The sequence below is a fragment of the Billgrantia sp. C5P2 genome, assembly GCF_051062895.2.
In genome coordinates this window covers 969,993-985,391 of record NZ_CM128542.1, presented here as the reverse complement: position 1 = coordinate 985,391, position 15,399 = coordinate 969,993, and the positions used below count along the sequence as shown (strand labels likewise).

Here is a 15,399-nt window from a genome sequence, read left to right as displayed (position 1 = left end):
CTCCTCAAGCGACGTGGGCAGTTGACGGCTGCTGCTGACGCCGCCGCCTGTGCTGCAACAGCACTACCAGGCCGAAGGTCAGGAAGCCCGGAATCCACATCCACTCCTTGGCCCAGCGATCCACCGGGGCCAGCACCTCTACGATCTCCTGGTCGAAGTCGAAGCCGAGATCTTCGGCGGTACTGCCGAACTCGACGAAATCGACGAGGGTCCGATCGTCCTCGGTCAACAGCTCGAGGCCCAGGCTCTGCATGCGTTCTTCGGCACTGTCGCCGCGCGGTACCGGCACCAGGATGTAGGTGCTCATGGGCTCACCGTAGGGGTTCAGGCCCTCGATCTGCACCCTCAGTTGGCTGTCTTCGTCGACGTTACCCAGGGCCTCGACGAATTGCTGCGGCGGCACCGACTGGTAGGGATCGTGAATGCGATCCATCCAATACCCGGGGCGGAACAGGGTAAAAGCGACGAGCAGCAGCAGGATCGACTCGTACCAACGGTTGCGCACCAGGAAATAGCCCTGGGTACCTGCGGCGAAGATGAGCATGGCGATCGTCGCAATGATGAATATCACGATGCCCTGCAGCCAACCCACGTCGATGAGCAGCAGGTCGGTATTGAAGATGAACAGGAACGGCAGTGCTGCGGTACGCAGACTGTAATAGAAGGCCTGGAAGCCGGTGCGCAGCGGGTCGCCGCCCGAGACCGCCGCCGCTGCGAACGACGCCAGCCCCACCGGGGGCGTCACGTCGGCCATGATGCCGAAGTAGAACACGAACAGGTGCACCGCGATCAAGGGCACGATCAGGCCATTCTGCTGGCCCAACAGCACGATGACGGGCGCCATCAGCGCCGATACGACGATGTAGTTGGCGGTGGTCGGCAACCCCATACCGAGGATCAGGCTGAGTACGGCGGTGAGCAGCAGGATCAGCATCAGGTTGCCCATGGCCAGGATCTCGACCACGTCGGCCAGCACCAGGCCGACGCCGGTCTGCGAAACCGCCCCCACCACGATGCCCGCCGTGGCAGTGGCGATACCGATGCCGATCATGTTGCGGGCACCGGCCACCAGGCCGTTCCACAGGTCGAAGAAGCCCTCCTTGACATCTCCCGCGAGCCGGCTGCGACCGCGGAACAGGGCGATAATGGGACGCTGGGTGATCATGATGAAAATCATGAACACGGTGGCCCAGAAGGCCGAGAGCCCCGGCGACAGGCGCTCCACCATCAAACACCAGACCAGCACGACCACCGGCAGGATGTAGTGCAGCCCGACCATTACCGTGGGACGGGTCTGCGGCAGAGTGATCACTGGCGAGTTGGGATCGTCGAGTTCGAGTTCCGGGTAGTTCGAGCCAAGCCTGAGCAGGCCTACATAGACGACGGCCAGCACCACGCCAACCACCCAGGGCGTGGCGTCGCCCAGCACCGGCTTGAGCCAGCCGAGGCCATAGTAGACGGCAAACGAAAGCGCCATCAGCAGGAGCAGGCCGGTCAGGAAACCGATCACCTTGTTGAGCAGAGGACGCGCCGGGTTGCTCGACGGAAGGCCCTTCATGTCGGCCTTGAGCGCCTCGAGGTGCACGATATAGACCAGCGCGATGTAGGAGATCAGCGCCGGCAGGAAGGCATGCTTGATGACTTCCACATAGGAGATGCCGACGTACTCGACCATCAGGAAGGCGGCGGCCCCCATCACCGGCGGCATGATCTGGCCATTTACCGACGACGACACTTCCACCGCGCCGGCCTTCTCGGCCGAGAAACCGACCCGCTTCATCATGGGAATGGTAAAGGTACCGGTGGTGACGGTATTGGCAATGGAGGAACCGGAGATCAGGCCGGTCATGCCGGAGGCGACGACAGCGGCCTTGGCCGGCCCGCCCTTGTAGTGACCGAGCAGCGAGAAGGCGACCTTGATGAAATAGTTGCCGGCCCCGGCCTTGTCGAGCAGGGCGCCGAACAACACGAACAGGAACACGAAGCTGGTGGAGACCCCCAAGGCGATACCGAATACGCCCTGGGTGGTGAGCCACTGGTGGTTGATCAAGCCGTACAGGCTGACCCCGCGATGAGCCAGAATGCCCGGCATATAGGGGCCGAACAGGGTATAGATGATGAACAACGAGGCCACGATCGCCAGCGGCGGCCCCAGTGCTCGCCGGGTTGCCTCGAGCAGCACCAGAATGCCCACGACGCCAACGATCACGTCTCGCAGAATCGGCGACCCAGGGCGACTGGAGAGTTCGGCATAGAACAGGAAGATATAGGCGGCGCAGAAAGCGCCCACCAACGCCAGCACCCAATCCTGGATCGGTATGCGGTCGCGAGGTGAACGCTTGAACGCAGGGTACGCCATGAACGCCAGGAAGGTGGCGAAGGCCAGGTGAATCGAACGCGCCTCGGTGGCATTGAACACCCCGAAGCGGAGCAGAAAAGGCAGCGGCGAGGCAATCCAGAGCTGGAACAGCGACCAGGCGGCCGCGATGCCGACCAGCAGCCTTCCTGGAACACCCAGCGGCTTACGCGCCCCGCTGTCGCTCGAGGCTACCAGATCCTCGAGATCCACCTCAGGCTTTTGTTGATTCGTTTTGTCATTTGTCATTGCCGTCGTGCCCCACCATCGCTTCTGCTCTTGAAGATTGCCCGCTCTAGGAAAAGCCGGTTCGTTCAATGGTCCGTGGTCGGTCCAAACAGATGCGCGGACCCTTTGGGTCCGCGCATCTCACCAGAGGGAATCGGTGCCCCTCAACGACATTTCACTCGATCCAGCCACGCTCACGATAGTAGCGAGCGGCACCATCATGCAGCGGTGCGGTCAGGCCGTCGGAAATCATGTCTTCCTCATTGAGATTTTCGAATGCCGGATGCAGACGCTTGAAGCGGTCGAAATTCTCGAATACCGCCTTGACGGTCTCGTAGATAACGTCTTCATCGACGGCGGTGGAACTCACGAATGTCGCCGCCACGCCGAAGGTCTCGACGTCCTCGTCATTGCCACGATACAGGCCGCCGGGGATGACCGAACGGGTGTAGTAGGGATGCTCCTCGATGAGGGCGTCGATCTCGTCGCCGGTCACCGGGACGAGGCGAGCGTCGATGGTGGTGGTGGCTTCCTGGATGGAGCCGTTGGGATGCCCTACCACGTAGACCATGGCGTCGATATTGTTATCGGCCAGGGCCGCGGCCTGCTCGGCGGCATCCAGCTGGGAAGCCAGCGAGAAGGTGTCGGTATCCCAGCCCATGGCCTCCATCACCACGTTCATGGTGTTGCGCTGACCGGAGCCCGGGTTGCCGATGTTGACGCGCTTGCCGGGGAAGTCGGAGAAGTGCTCGATACCGGAGTCTGCACGCGCCACCACGGTCAGCGGTTCGCCGTGCATGGTGAAGACCGCACGCATGTCTTCCCAGGCACCGTCGGACTCGAAGTTGTCCTCGCCATGGTAGGCGCGGTACTGGACGTCCGACTGGACCACGCCCATGTCGAGTTCGCCGCTGCGCATGCCGTTGACGTTGGCCACGGAACCGCCCGTGGACGGGGCATTACAGCGAATGTTGTGCTCGTCGCTGCCGCGATTCACCATGCGACAGACCGACTGGCCTACGACGTAGTAGACACCCGTCTGGCCACCGGTACCGATGGTGATGAAGCGGTCTTGGGCCACGGCCGGTGCGGAGAACATGGCGGCGCCTACAAGCGCTCCCGAGAAGGCTGCCGCGGAGAAAGCATGGCGTTTCATTAACACACCTCTTTGACGTTATTGGCTAGCTGTCGTTACTGACGAGCAAGATCCCTGAGTAGCCAGGCGATGAATGCATCGGCTGGCGGAAACTACCGCTCCCCTCTACTTTAGCGAAAAAAACGTCGGAACGATGGGTCTTTTTCAACCTGGCCTAATTCTAGTCTGCCTTTTCGTTTAGTGTGCGTTAATTCCTGATATGCATGCCCCATGAGCGTTTATAACCGCTCTGTTGACGGCCAGTTCGCCCCAGCCATGGCGACTCATCCTTGAACGATCGCTCTCCCCGCCACCAGACTGAAAACACAGCCAAGAGGAGCACGCCCATGCCAACTCAACTGGAATGCCGGCAAGGCGACATCGCCAACCAGCCCGACATGGACGCGGTGGTCAATGCCGCCAACGCCGAACTCAGGTCCGGCGGCGGCGTGGCCGGGGCCCTGCATCGGGCGGCCGGGCCGGAGCTCGACCGGGCCTGCCGACCTTTGGCGCCGATCGAACCAGGCCAGGCCGTGATCACCGACGCTTTCGGCCTGCCCAACCGTCATGTGATCCACTGCCTGGGACCGGTGTATGGCCGTGATACGCCGGAAGCGGAACTGCTGGCCGCCTGCTATCGCAACGCGCTCGCGCTGGCCGAGCAACACGGAATTGCAAGCCTGGCCTTCCCCGCCCTCTCGGCGGGCGCCTTCGGCTATCCGCTGGAAGAAGCCGCCCGCATTGCCATCGTGACGGTGCGCGAGACGCTGCCCCAATGCCGCGGCATCGAGCGGGTGCGCTTCGTGCTGTTCGATGCCGGCAGCGCCGAAGTTTTCCAGCGTACGCTGGATTCACTCAACTAGACGTTGTAGCCGAGGACTCTCGGCAACCACAGGGCGATTTCCGGGAAGATCGCGACGAGCGCCAGTGCGCCGGCCATGGCCAGCACGAACAGCAGCGCCCAGCCCAGGGTCTGCTCCAGCCGGATCCTTGCGATTTCGGTGGTTACCATCAGGTTGACCGCTACCGGCGGGGTGAACTGGCCGATGGCGATGTTCATCGCCAGCAGGATACCGAACCACACCGGGTTCCAGCCGAAGTGCTGCATCACCGGAATCAGGATCGGCATCATGATCAGATAGATCGAGATGGCGTCGAGCAGCATGCCCGCCAGCAGCACCGCCAGCATGACCAGTATCAGCAACAGCGTGCCGTTGTCGGACAGGCCGATGACCCATTCCGCCAAGTGGCGGAAGGTGCCGAGCATGGTGCCGGCCCAGGCGAAGATCCCGGCCAGGGCAATGATCAGCATGACCACACCGGAAATTACCGCCGCCTCGCCGAGCAGATTCCACAGGTCGCGCAGGTTGAGCTCGCGGGTGAGGAACAGCCCCACCAGGGCGCCGTAGGCCACGGCCACCACGGCCGCCTCGGTGGGCGTGAACAGCCCCGAGCGCAGCCCGCCGAGGATCAGCACCGGGGCGAACAGCGCCGGTAGCGCCTGCTTGAAGGTCTCGCCCACTTCCAGGCGTTCGGCACCCTTCGCTGGCGTGCCGCCTTCCCAGCCGTAGCGCTTCGACACCAGCAGCGCCGGTACCAGCAGTGCCAGGCCGGCCAGGATGCCGGGGAATAGCCCGGCGGCGAAAAGTGCCCGCAGATCGACCCCGGGCACCACGATGGAGTAGAGAATCAGCGCCACCGAAGGCGGGATCAGGATCGCCGTGGAGGCGGATGCGGCGATCAACGTGGCCGAGAAGGGCTTGGGGTAGCCCGCCTTGGTCATGCTCGGCAGCATCACCATGGCCACTGCCGCGGCGTCTGCCGGGCCGGAACCGCTCATGCCGCCCATGATCATGCACACCAGCACCGCCACCAGTGCCAGACCGCCGTGCCGCGGGCCGATCAGGGCCTGGGCGAAGCGTACCAGGCGCAGCGCCACGCCGGCGCGCTCGAAGATCAAGCCGGTCAGGATGAACAGCGGGATGGCGATCAATGGGTACTTGGCGATGCTGTTGTAGGTATTGGTGCCTAGCGTGGCCAGCATGGCCGGCGAGAGCCCGGAGACGATGCCCACCGCCCCGGCCAGGGCCAGCGAGAAGGCCACCGGCACGCCGGCGATCAACAACCCGGCGAAGGCCAGGATCATCCACAGGTCAGGACTCATCGTCGAGCCTCCCGCGCAGACGGTCTACGATCTGCTGTATCAGGCGCACCAGCATGGCGGCCGACAGTAGCGGCAGCCATACGAGATACCACCACTGGGGCAGGCCGAGTCCAGGCGACAACGACTCCCACTGGTACTCCTCCCAAGTCAGCTTGGCGCCGAACCAGGTGATCAGCCCAAGCACGATGGCCCCGCACAGGCCCTGGAACAGGATCAGCACGAGACGCGGCCCGGCCGGCAAGGCACGCTCGAGCAGGCTGATGCGGATATGGCCGTTGCGCCGCAGCGCCACCGAGGCTCCGGTGAAGGTGAGCACCACCAGCAGGAACACCGAGAATTCCTCGGTGAAGGCCAGCGACCCGCCTGTCACGTAGCGGGTGACGACATTGCCCAGGCTGATCAGTGAAATGATCGCCAGCGCCAGCGAGCCCAGCCAGCGCTCCGGCCTGGCATCGGGGGGGAGTCTCATCGAAGCCTCGCGGTAACAGGCCCGGCGTCGCAGGCGCCGCCGGGATCAGGCTCTTTCAAGCAACGGGGACGAAGGGGTTCAACGCGCCTCGATGGCCTCACGCGCGGCATCGACCAGGTCCTGTCCAATACGCGGAATCCACTTGTCATGCACGCTCTGGGTGGCATTGACGAAGGCGCGATGCTGCTCCTCGGTGAGCTCGGTGACCTGAACGCCGCGCTCCTGGATGGCGGCCAGCCGCTCGCTCTCCTGCTCGCGGGTCATGGCGATCTCCCATTCGCCTGCCTCGATAGCGGTCTCGCGCAGGATCTCGCGTTCCTCCTCGGAGAGCGTTCCCCAGACCTGCTCGTTGACGGCGAAGATCAGCGGATCGTTCATGTAGTTCCACAGCGTCAAGTGCTCCTGCCCCGCCTGATCGATGCGCGCCACGTCGAATACCGAAAGCGGGTTCTCCTGGCCGTCAACGGCGCCGGTGGTCAGCGCCGGCTGGGCATCGGTCCAGCTCATCTGGGTGGGGTCGGCGCCCAGCGCGGTGAAGGTGTCCTGGAACAGCGGCGAGCCCACCACGCGGATCTTCAAGCCTTCGAGATCGCCGGGCTCGTCGATGGGTCCGCGTGAATTGGAGAGCTGACGGAAGCCGTTCTCACCCCAGGCCAGGGGAATCACGCCGCGCGTTTCGATAGCCTCGAATATCATCTCGCCGGCGGCCCCCCCGGTCACGGCGTCCACGGCCGCCTCGTCGGGCATGAAGAACGGCAGCGAGAAGAGGTTGAGTTCGGGCACCTGCGGCGACCAGTTGATGGTCGAGCCGACGGCCATGTCGATCAGCCCCGAACGCATGGCAGAGAACTCCCGGGTCTGATCGCCGTTGACCAGTTGCGAGTTGGGATAGACGCGCAGCGTGAGTTCGCCTCCAGTGCGCTCCTCCACCAGTTCGGCCCACTTCTCCGCCGCCTGGCCCCAGGGGAAAGCATCGGAGAGCACGGTGGAAATGGAAAGTTCGCGTGCCTGCGCCGTAAGCGAGGCAGAGAGTACGACGGCACCGGCCAGGGCCGCGGCGATACGGGAGATACGGCTTGCTGAGTTCATGACGTGTCCTTGGGTCGTTGGCCGTAGTCCCGCGCGGGGAGCCGGCTAATTCTTGGTATCAGGGAGAATCGTGAAGTCCCATCGCATTGTAAAGCGATAAGCGTTGAAGGGAAGGAGGACACGTCGAGCGAGGTCGTCGAGTGAGACCAGGCTATAACTCCCGAACCCAGATATTGCGGTAGCTGACCGCCGCATCATGATCCTGCAGGAAGATCGGGGCACAGCCGTGGGCCTCCTCGTAGTCGGGTTCACCGATCCACTCGGTGGTGCCCTGGAGCTCCACGTGATGCTGGACCAGCACATCGTTGTGCAGCACCGTGACGTAGGCGGGCGACTCCAGCGCTCCAGATTCATCGAAGCGCGGCGCGGTATAGAGGATATCGTAGCTCTGCCACTCGCCGGGCGGGCGCGAGGCGTTCACCAGTGGGATATGCTGCTTGTAGACCGACGCTGCCTGGCCATTGGGGTAGGTGGGATTATCATGAGAATCGAGTACCTGAATCTCATAGCGCTCCTGCAGGAACACACCGCTGTTGCCACGATCCTGGCCGTCCATGCCCTCGATATCGACGGGCGTGCGCCACTCCAGATGGAGCTGCACGTCGCAGAACGCCTGCCGAGTGCGAATCCCCCCGGCGCCGCGCTTCACCGTCATCGCCTCGCCCTCGTGCTGCCAGGGCACGGGGCCACCCTCCTCGGCCTCCCAGGCGCTCAAGTCGCTGCCGTCGAACAGCACGACGGCGTCCGACGGCACGCCACCCGCCGGTGTGTCGACGACCGGCGGCACGGGTTCCCAGACCTCGGTCTTCTCGGCCTGCTGCCAGGGCTCGAGCGGCTCCTCCGTTGTGTCGTCGGCATTGATGGCGGTAAATGGGATCGTCATCAGGCCTGCGCCGGTCACCCAGGCCAGGGTCGTCGACAGAAACGCGGATATCGGTCGTTGCATCGTGTCTCGCTCCAGAATGTCTCGCTTCAGAATGTCTCGAACTGAGGGCGCGACGGATACTTCCGACCGTCACGCCCACCAGGAGTCGGGTGTCGACCCGGCTCGGTCGGTTCCGCGGGGTCAGGTCGCCCAGGCAGGCTCCCCTTCCTCGTAGGGCATGCAGCCGTCGTAGCGCCCCGGTACGGCTTCGTAGCGCAGCACCTGCGTGGCGCCCACCTCCGAGGTGAAGAACCCGAACAGCGTCAGCTGCTTCATCAGAGTGAAATAATGAGGCTCACCGCTCTCCTCGACCTGTGCTCGGGCCTCACGATCCAGCTCTGCGATCAGGTCATGCCGCTGCGTATCGTCCAGACTCAGGAAGTCGCGGTCATAGGCCGCGCGGCTACGTGCGTCGAGCTGCGCCAGGCCCTGATGGAACAGGCCCCGCTCCTGCGGCGTATAACAGGCACTGACGAAGACGGTCATGAAAGCACCGACTTCGGCGTCCTTGGCACCGGGCGTGTCGGTACGCGGCAGGATGGTCTCGGCCAGTTCGTCCAGGCGCTGGATATCCTCGGCGCTGAAGCCTCGGTCGCACTCGTCGAGGGCACTGAAAGCCAACAGGGAGTTGCCTCCGACCAGCGCCGTGCCGGTCGCCACGGCGATCATTTTCAACAGTTCACGACGGTTCATGAGAGATTCCCCCGCTTGAGCTCCTCTACCGCATGGTCCACCGCACGGGCGGTGAGGGCCATATAGGTGAGGGATGGATTGACGCAGGACGACGACGTCATGCAGGCGCCATCGGTGACGAAGACATTGGGGGCATCCCACACCTGGTTGTAGCCGTTGAGTACCGAGGTCGACGGGTCGCGCCCCATGCGCGCGGTACCCATCTCGTGGATGCCCATGCCCGGCGCATAGTCGCCCTCCTCTCCCTTGACGTTTTTCACCCCGGCGGCCTCGAAGAGTTCGATGGCGTCCTGAACCATGTCAGCGCGCATGTCGCGCTCGTTCTGCTTGAGCTCCACGTCGACGGAGAGCACCGGCAGGCCCCACTTGTCTCGCACGCCATGGTCGAGGGCGATGCGGTTCTCGTGGTAGGGCAGCATCTCGCCGAAGCCGGTCATGCCGATGGTCCAGCTCCCCGGCTGGCTGAGGGCCTGCTTCAGCTCGGCACCGACGTTGAGCTCGGCGATCTCGCGATCCCAGCCCAGTCGGCTCGCCGCACCCTGGTAACCGAAGCCGCGCAGGTAATCCCGCTGCTCGTCGCCGACGTTGCGGAAGCGGGGAATGTAGAAGCCGGCGGGGCGTCGCCCGAAGTAATACTTGTCGAGATAGCCCTCCACGTCGCCGCTGGCACCGCAGCGAAAGTGATGGTCCATCACGTTGTGGCCAAGCTCGCCGCTGCTGCTGCCCAGGCCGCCCTCCCAGACGTCGGTGGCGGAGTTCATCAGGATCCAGGTGGAGTTGAACGCCGAGGCGTTCAGGAACACCACGTCGGCGGTGTACTCGTAGGTCTGGTGGTTCTCGGCGTCGATCACCTCGACGCCGCGGGCACGCTGGCGATCCTTGTCGTACAGCACCTGGCTGACGATGGAGAAGGGCCGCAGCGTCAGGTTGCCCGTCTTCATCGCCGCCGGCAGCGTGGCCGACTGAGTGCTGAAGTAGGCACCATAGGGGCAACCCAACCAGCACTTGTTGCGATACTGGCAATCGACTCGGTTCTGTTCCGGCTTCGGCTGGGTGATGTTGGCTACCCGGCTGTGAATCAGGCGACGCCTGCCATCGAATGCACTCTCGATACGCTTGGCAACGTCTTTTTCCACGCAGTTGAGTTCGATGGGCGGCAGGAACTGACCATCGGGCAGAATATCCAATCCTTCACGCGTCCCGGCGATACCAGCGAAGCGCTCGACGTAGTCGTACCAGGGCGCCAAGTCCTCATAGCGGATGGGCCAGTCGATGGCGATCCCTTCGCGCTGATTGGCCTCGAAGTCCATGGGGCTGAATCGATAACTCTGGCGACCCCACATCAGCGAGCGGCCACCCACATGATAGCCGCGAAACCAGTCGAAGCGTTTCTCCTCGACGTAAGGATTGGCCTGTTCATCCGCCCACATCCCCATGGTCGATTCGTTCAACGGATAGTCGCGCTTCAATACTGGAAACGCTTCCCGCATTTCCTGAGTGGCGTGGTCGCGGTGCGGGTAATCCCAGGCTTCCTTGTCAGCGTTCTGGTAATCCTTGACATGTTCGATATTACGGCCCCGCTCCAGCAGCAGGACCTTGAGCCCTTTCTCGGTCAATTCCTTGGCGGCCCAGCCGCCGCTGATGCCTGAACCAACCACGATGGCGTCGTAGTGATTATTAGCCATGGAGTGATACCTTTCTTGTAAGAATGCATTGTAAAAAGCACGTCGAATCAAACGTCGCAGAGATACACAGCCGTCTGGAGTGATTCGAATTTCTCTTGGCTCTCTTCACGGTCGGGAAGAAATTCCTGAGCGACATATCCTCTGTAGCCGGTGTCCCGTATCGCACGGCAGATAGCCGGATAGTTGAGCTCCTGGCTGTCGTCTATCTCGTGCCTACCGGGCACGCCGGCGGTATGGTAATGACCGAAATAGCGATGGTTGTCGCGAATGGTACGAATGATGTCGCCCTCGCTTATCTGCATGTGATAAATGTCGTAGAGCAGCTTGAAATTGGGCGAATCGAGACGGCGACACAGCTCGATTCCCCAGGCAGAGTTGTCACAGAGATAGTCGGGGTGATCGATCTTGCTGTTGAACAGCTCCATCTGCAGCACGATCCCCTTCTGCTCGGCCCGGCCGAGGATGCGTCTCAGTCCGGCCTCGGCGTTGTCCAGCCCCTGCTCCGGGTCCATCCCGCGGGCATTGCCACTGAAGCAGATCAGGTTGGTGTAGCCCGCGTCGCTGACCCGGTCGATATGGTCGAGATAGCGCTCCACCAACGCCGTGTGGAAACGGGCGTCCCCCCAGCCGTCCTCGAGGCTCAACTCCGCTCCATTGCACATGGAGGCGTCGAGACCATGCCGTTTCAGTACCGACCACTCCTGTGGTCCCACTAGGTCGATGGCCGAGATACCCAGCCGTTTCGCCAGCTGGCAAAGCTCCTCGAGAGGGAGAAAGTCGAAGGTCCAGCGCGCCACGGAGTGGCGGATATTTCCCCTGAGTTCACGTTTTGCGTGGCCGGTCCCGGCTAACGCACGGGTGGCGAAAGTGGGCGCTACCGCCAACCCGCCAACGCCGGTCACGGTATGACGCAGCAGACGGCGCCGGTCGATGGGATTCCTCATCATGACGAAGCCTCATGATCGTCTTCGTGGTAGCGCGTTACGGCTCACTCGCCATGAAGCGTCGCGAGTTCGTTACGCAGAAAGTCGTTGCCTTCCGTGATGACGGCTTCGGCATCGAGCGGCATGTCGTGCTCGATGATGTACCACTCCACCTCCGCTCGCTCGATGGCGGGAAGCAGCGTGTCCCACTCGAGTACTCCCTGGCCCAGCGTGGCGAAGCCGCCCTCCTCGTCGGCAGTGCCTTCGGGCGCGTTGTCCTTGGCGTGCACGGCAAATAACCGATCCTCCACGCGCGCTACGTACTCGGCCGGATCCAGGCCGCCACGGTCGACCCAGGCGACGTCCAGCTCCAGCAGCAGCTCGGGTCCTGCGGCATCGAGCATGTGCTCCAGCGCCGTTTTATCCTCGAAGACTTCCATTTCGAAATCATGGTTGTGGTAGGCGAGCCGGAAACCCTCCTCGTTCAATCGGGAGGCGATATCGCCAAGCTCGCGTCCCAGGTCCTGCCAGCCCTCGGCATCGGTGGGTCGTGCCTGTTCGTCCAGATAGGGCAAGGTCAGCATGTCGTTGCCAACCGCTCGATTGAAGGCGACCGTCTCATTCAGGCGATGCTTCAAGTCTTCCAGCGGTACGTGGCTCGATATCACCTTCAGTTCATACTCCTCGAGCAGGGCCTCGAGCTCCTCTGCGCTCACGTCCTGGGTCCCTACGGTCTCTATGGCTTGAACACCCGACCGCTTCACGGCGGCCAATTGCTCCTCCAGGTCACCGAAGTCACGCAAGGTGTACATCTGCACGGCAATCGGAAATTCTGCGGTATTCTCCTGTGCCATGGCGGACTGAGTCATACCTCCGATCACCATGATTCCTGCCATCAACGTGGTGGGAAATTTCCACTTGATAAGAAGAGTGGGATTATCCATATGGGTTTCTTTCCCTCGTTATTGTGGATTTTTGGTAGCCGAAATCACAGGGATACACGATGGACAAGGCGGTTACGCACTACCAATCCATCTCGCATGAGGAGAGCTTTCAGCTCTCTCATCCCTTGCAATGCAATCGATTACATTTTTTAGTTCAAGGCCAAGAAGCCTGCAAGCTGCGATCAAAAATATTGGCGTGCCATTTCCATTTTTCGGCTTAAACGATTAACAAAAAAGCAGTAAGCTCATGTTTTTTCATATTTGCTTCAGTAACAAAAAAGGATGGTATACTTTGGTCTAATATGAGAGATAATGAAGAACATCCAAGGATAGGCGATCAGTGCGGGTGGTTCAGATCGTCACACTTTCAAGCGGACTGCTGCCCCAAGACTGCTGTCATTTTTGAGTGATTCGTTCTGTTGAGACATGGCAATATCGTTTCACATACAATGATTGCATCATGCAAGTCGACAAAGCGGTTCTTGTTCAAAGGGAAAGCCGCTACCATTGCCCGAAGCCACCCAGTATGTCACTCCTACCTCGTGAGTTACTCACCCTGGTAGCGACATGCGTTGACTCATCTGCCATGCACAGGACACTCGCGGTTTGCTCGTGGGCATGGCCACTGCCAAGGACCTGCCGTGCCGCTGCGCGACCTGCTGCTGGGCCTTTCGATCGTGGCGATCTGGGCCCTGAACATCATCGTCATCAAGCTGGGCGTCGGAGAGCTGCCGCCGTTGCTGTTGACCACCCTGCGTTTCCTCCTGGTGGCCACCTTGCTGGTGCCCTTCCATCCCGTGGCACGCCATCAATTGCCCTTTCTGCTGCTGCTGTCGGTGACCTTCGGCACCCTGCACTTCGCCCTGCTGTTCATCGGCCTGGGGCAGGCGGAGGCCGGTACCGGAGCATTGCTGGTGCAGATGGGCACCCCCTTCGCCACGCTGCTGGCGGTGATCTTCCTGGGCGAGAGGCTAAGCGCCAAACGGCTGGTCGGGCTCGCGCTGTCGTTCGGTGGGGTGGTGGTCCTGGCCGGCGGCCCCAGCTTGCCCTCACCGCTGCCCATGGCCCTGCTGCTGCTCAGCGCCTTCGGCTGGGCGGTGTCGCAGCTGTTGATCAAGAAAGGGCCCAACCTGGCGCCCATGGCGCTGGCGGGCTGGACGGCACTGTTCGCCGTGCCACAGGTAGCAATCGGCTCCTGGTGGTTCGAGCAGGACCAGATGAGCGCCATGGCGACGGCCGGCTGGTTCGGCTGGGGGGCGGTGTTCTATACGGCGGTGATGTCGTCGATCGTCGCTTACGGCATGTGGTACGGCCTGTTGCGTCGACATCCGGTCAGCCGTCTGGCGCCGCTGAGCCTGCTGGTGCCGGCGGGCGCCGTGGTGCTGGGCATCGTGCTGCTGGGAGAAACCCTCAATGCGCATATCGCGTTCGGTGGGGCCATGGTCATCGCCGGGGTGGCATTGATCGTGATTCGTTTCCGGGCCCTATTGGGCCGTTGACGGGCAATCTCCCTGGCGCCCAGGCCAGCTAACGCAGGCCCCCTCCTCGATGCCGCGTTCTTCGAAGTAACCGGCATTGACTTCCAGTGCCGCGTGATAGGCGGCACCGGCGACGGTCACGGGGCAGTCGTAGGGGTTACGCGAGAGGCACGGCTGCATGGTATGCAGGGCAGCGATACGGCCGTCTGCGTCGATGAAGGCGATGTCCAGCGGAATACGGGTGCGATACATCCAGAAGCTACCCGCGGCCGGCTGCTGCTCCTCGTAGAGAAACAGCATGCCGGCGTCGGGAGCGAGATGGTCACGGTCCATCAGCCCCTTCTGCCGCTCGGAGGAAGAGCGCGCCAGCTCCACCTCAAGCCGGTGGCGCTCGGTACCCGCGTGAATTTCCAGCGGGACACGCTGGAGCGTCGAGGTCTCATCGGCCCCGGCCGGCATTTGCCAGGCCAGCAGCGTGGCCAGAACGAGGCCCTGCGCCAGCCGAATGGCAGATGAAACACGAAGGGTCAGCGTCATATCACTCCTTGCTCAGACTCATCCTGGCGCCTGCCCCCTGCCCGAGGATCGCCATCAGATCGATACGCGTTTCACGGATGGACAGGTCGAGCAACCCCTCCAGTGCCTCAAGGTGCTCATGGATGCTGCCCCTTGCCGCCTCGCCGTCGCCGCTGCGCAGGTGGGCAAGCAGGGCCGGATGATCCTCGGGCAGGTAGCAGCTGGCCAGCCCCGCGCGCTTGTACAAGGCAATGACGATGGAGGTGCGCAGGATCAGGTCGGTGAGCATGGCGCCTAGTACCCGATTGGGCGAGTGCTCGGCGAGCAGGTGATGGATGGCGAGCGAGTGTTCGATACGTGCCGGCTCGTCGCCACGGGCGTACGCCTCGGCTTCGCGCTTGACCAGGGTGGCGATATCCTCGAGCGGCGCCTCATCGAGATTTCCGGCCAACAGCGCGGCCACCTCGCCCTCTACCAGGCGTCGGGCGGCAAAGGTCTCGCGGGTCTCCTCGATGCTCGGTGCGCGTACCCGGGCCACCTGGTTGGGCTGCTGGCTGACGACATGATCGGCCGCCAGCCGGGTCAACGCCTTGCGCACCACCGAGCGGCTCACACCAAAGATCTCGCCCAACGCCACCTCCGGCAGGCGCGTGCCGGGCGGCAGGCGCTGGGTCAGCACGGCAGCACGCACCTTGTCGACGATGAAGCGATCGCTGATCCGTCTCCCGGCGTGTGTCTCGGCGGCGATCTCGTCCTGCCAGGTCATGCTCATGGGTAACCCTCGTCCCTCGTTA

General features: G+C 62.7%; 14 protein-coding genes. 2 read left to right on the top strand and 12 right to left on the bottom strand.

The window, feature by feature from the left end; all coding sequences use genetic code 11:
* Positions 1 to 4: 4 nt before the first annotated feature.
* Positions 5 to 2,605: a TRAP transporter permease gene (locus tag ACRWQA_RS04660; protein WP_434231870.1), complete on the bottom strand. Its 2,601-nt coding sequence runs from the start codon at positions 2,603 to 2,605 to the stop codon at positions 5 to 7.
* Positions 2,606 to 2,759: 154 nt separating this feature from the next.
* A complete protein-coding gene (locus ACRWQA_RS04655) occupies positions 2,760 to 3,740 on the bottom strand; it encodes a TAXI family TRAP transporter solute-binding subunit (RefSeq protein ID WP_263580952.1) in 981 nt (326 codons plus the stop codon).
* 326 nt (positions 3,741 to 4,066) lie between these two features.
* Here ACRWQA_RS04655 and ACRWQA_RS04650 point away from each other — a divergent pair, with 326 nt between their 5' ends.
* On the top strand, positions 4,067 to 4,582 hold the full coding sequence (locus ACRWQA_RS04650; RefSeq protein ID WP_434231867.1) for a macro domain-containing protein: 516 nt from the start codon (positions 4,067 to 4,069) through the stop codon (positions 4,580 to 4,582).
* On the opposite strand, the gene ACRWQA_RS04645 is transcribed toward ACRWQA_RS04650, so the two are convergent.
* From ACRWQA_RS04645 to ACRWQA_RS04610, 8 genes are all read right to left on the bottom strand, one after another.
* Positions 4,579 to 5,883 (bottom strand): TRAP transporter large permease, encoded by a 1,305-nt coding sequence (locus tag ACRWQA_RS04645; RefSeq protein ID WP_434231865.1) that lies wholly within the window; start codon positions 5,881 to 5,883, stop codon positions 4,579 to 4,581. The two genes, ACRWQA_RS04650 and ACRWQA_RS04645, sit on opposite strands and share 4 nt — an antisense overlap.
* Positions 5,873 to 6,352, bottom strand: coding sequence for a TRAP transporter small permease (locus ACRWQA_RS04640; RefSeq protein ID WP_263580955.1), 480 nt, complete (start codon positions 6,350 to 6,352; stop codon positions 5,873 to 5,875). Before ACRWQA_RS04640 ends, ACRWQA_RS04645 begins: the two co-directional genes overlap by 11 nt.
* A 78-nt stretch (positions 6,353 to 6,430) precedes the next feature.
* Positions 6,431 to 7,441 (bottom strand): DctP family TRAP transporter solute-binding subunit, encoded by a 1,011-nt coding sequence (locus ACRWQA_RS04635; protein WP_263580956.1) that lies wholly within the window; start codon positions 7,439 to 7,441, stop codon positions 6,431 to 6,433.
* A 151-nt stretch (positions 7,442 to 7,592) separates the two neighbouring features.
* The gene (locus ACRWQA_RS04630; protein WP_434231860.1) at positions 7,593 to 8,387 is read right to left on the bottom strand and encodes a 3-keto-disaccharide hydrolase; all 795 of its coding nucleotides are present in this window, start codon (positions 8,385 to 8,387) and stop codon (positions 7,593 to 7,595) included.
* A 120-nt stretch (positions 8,388 to 8,507) separates the two neighbouring features.
* Positions 8,508 to 9,059: a gluconate 2-dehydrogenase subunit 3 family protein gene (locus ACRWQA_RS04625; RefSeq protein ID WP_263580958.1), complete on the bottom strand. Its 552-nt coding sequence runs from the start codon at positions 9,057 to 9,059 to the stop codon at positions 8,508 to 8,510.
* Positions 9,056 to 10,744 (bottom strand): GMC oxidoreductase, encoded by a 1,689-nt coding sequence (locus ACRWQA_RS04620; RefSeq protein ID WP_434231857.1) that lies wholly within the window; start codon positions 10,742 to 10,744, stop codon positions 9,056 to 9,058. The genes ACRWQA_RS04625 and ACRWQA_RS04620 overlap by 4 nt, the downstream gene beginning before the upstream one ends.
* Before the next feature lie 47 nt (positions 10,745 to 10,791).
* The gene (locus ACRWQA_RS04615; RefSeq protein ID WP_434231854.1) at positions 10,792 to 11,691 is read right to left on the bottom strand and encodes a hydroxypyruvate isomerase family protein; all 900 of its coding nucleotides are present in this window, start codon (positions 11,689 to 11,691) and stop codon (positions 10,792 to 10,794) included.
* 41 nt (positions 11,692 to 11,732) lie between these two features.
* Complete coding sequence (locus ACRWQA_RS04610; protein WP_434231851.1) at positions 11,733 to 12,611, bottom strand: sugar phosphate isomerase/epimerase family protein; 879 nt, start codon at positions 12,609 to 12,611, stop codon at positions 11,733 to 11,735.
* A 641-nt stretch (positions 12,612 to 13,252) separates the two neighbouring features.
* On the opposite strand from ACRWQA_RS04610, the gene ACRWQA_RS04605 reads away from it, so the two are divergent.
* Entirely contained in the window at positions 13,253 to 14,110 is an 858-nt protein-coding gene (locus tag ACRWQA_RS04605) for a DMT family transporter (protein WP_434231848.1), read from the top strand.
* Here the strand turns inward: ACRWQA_RS04605 and ACRWQA_RS04600 are convergent.
* Complete coding sequence (locus ACRWQA_RS04600) at positions 14,096 to 14,626, bottom strand: DUF192 domain-containing protein (protein ID WP_434231846.1); 531 nt, start codon at positions 14,624 to 14,626, stop codon at positions 14,096 to 14,098. The two genes, ACRWQA_RS04605 and ACRWQA_RS04600, sit on opposite strands and share 15 nt — an antisense overlap.
* A gap of 1 nt (position 14,627) precedes the next feature.
* Positions 14,628 to 15,377 carry a GntR family transcriptional regulator gene (locus tag ACRWQA_RS04595; RefSeq protein ID WP_263580964.1) on the bottom strand — a complete coding sequence of 250 codons (750 nt, stop codon included), beginning with the start codon at positions 15,375 to 15,377 and terminating at the stop codon, positions 14,628 to 14,630.
* Positions 15,378 to 15,399 lie beyond the last annotated feature (22 nt).

What these genes read in the sequence shown, in the direction of transcription:
- ACRWQA_RS04610 (WP_434231851.1), bottom strand. Translation starts at nt 12,611, where the DNA reads ATGGATAATCCCACTCTTCTTATCAAGTGGAAATTTCCCACCACGTTG.
- ACRWQA_RS04650 (WP_434231867.1), top strand. Translation starts at nt 4,067, where the DNA reads ATGCCAACTCAACTGGAATGCCGGCAAGGCGACATCGCCAACCAGCCC.
- ACRWQA_RS04645 (WP_434231865.1), bottom strand. Translation starts at nt 5,883, where the DNA reads ATGAGTCCTGACCTGTGGATGATCCTGGCCTTCGCCGGGTTGTTGATC.
- ACRWQA_RS04630 (WP_434231860.1), bottom strand. Translation starts at nt 8,387, where the DNA reads ATGCAACGACCGATATCCGCGTTTCTGTCGACGACCCTGGCCTGGGTG.
- ACRWQA_RS04595 (WP_263580964.1), bottom strand. Translation starts at nt 15,377, where the DNA reads ATGAGCATGACCTGGCAGGACGAGATCGCCGCCGAGACACACGCCGGG.
- ACRWQA_RS04620 (WP_434231857.1), bottom strand. Translation starts at nt 10,744, where the DNA reads ATGGCTAATAATCACTACGACGCCATCGTGGTTGGTTCAGGCATCAGC.
- ACRWQA_RS04640 (WP_263580955.1), bottom strand. Translation starts at nt 6,352, where the DNA reads ATGAGACTCCCCCCCGATGCCAGGCCGGAGCGCTGGCTGGGCTCGCTG.
- ACRWQA_RS04615 (WP_434231854.1), bottom strand. Translation starts at nt 11,691, where the DNA reads ATGATGAGGAATCCCATCGACCGGCGCCGTCTGCTGCGTCATACCGTG.
- ACRWQA_RS04655 (WP_263580952.1), bottom strand. Translation starts at nt 3,740, where the DNA reads ATGAAACGCCATGCTTTCTCCGCGGCAGCCTTCTCGGGAGCGCTTGTA.
- ACRWQA_RS04660 (WP_434231870.1), bottom strand. Translation starts at nt 2,605, where the DNA reads ATGACAAATGACAAAACGAATCAACAAAAGCCTGAGGTGGATCTCGAG.
- ACRWQA_RS04600 (WP_434231846.1), bottom strand. Translation starts at nt 14,626, where the DNA reads ATGACGCTGACCCTTCGTGTTTCATCTGCCATTCGGCTGGCGCAGGGC.
- ACRWQA_RS04625 (WP_263580958.1), bottom strand. Translation starts at nt 9,059, where the DNA reads ATGAACCGTCGTGAACTGTTGAAAATGATCGCCGTGGCGACCGGCACG.
- ACRWQA_RS04635 (WP_263580956.1), bottom strand. Translation starts at nt 7,441, where the DNA reads ATGAACTCAGCAAGCCGTATCTCCCGTATCGCCGCGGCCCTGGCCGGT.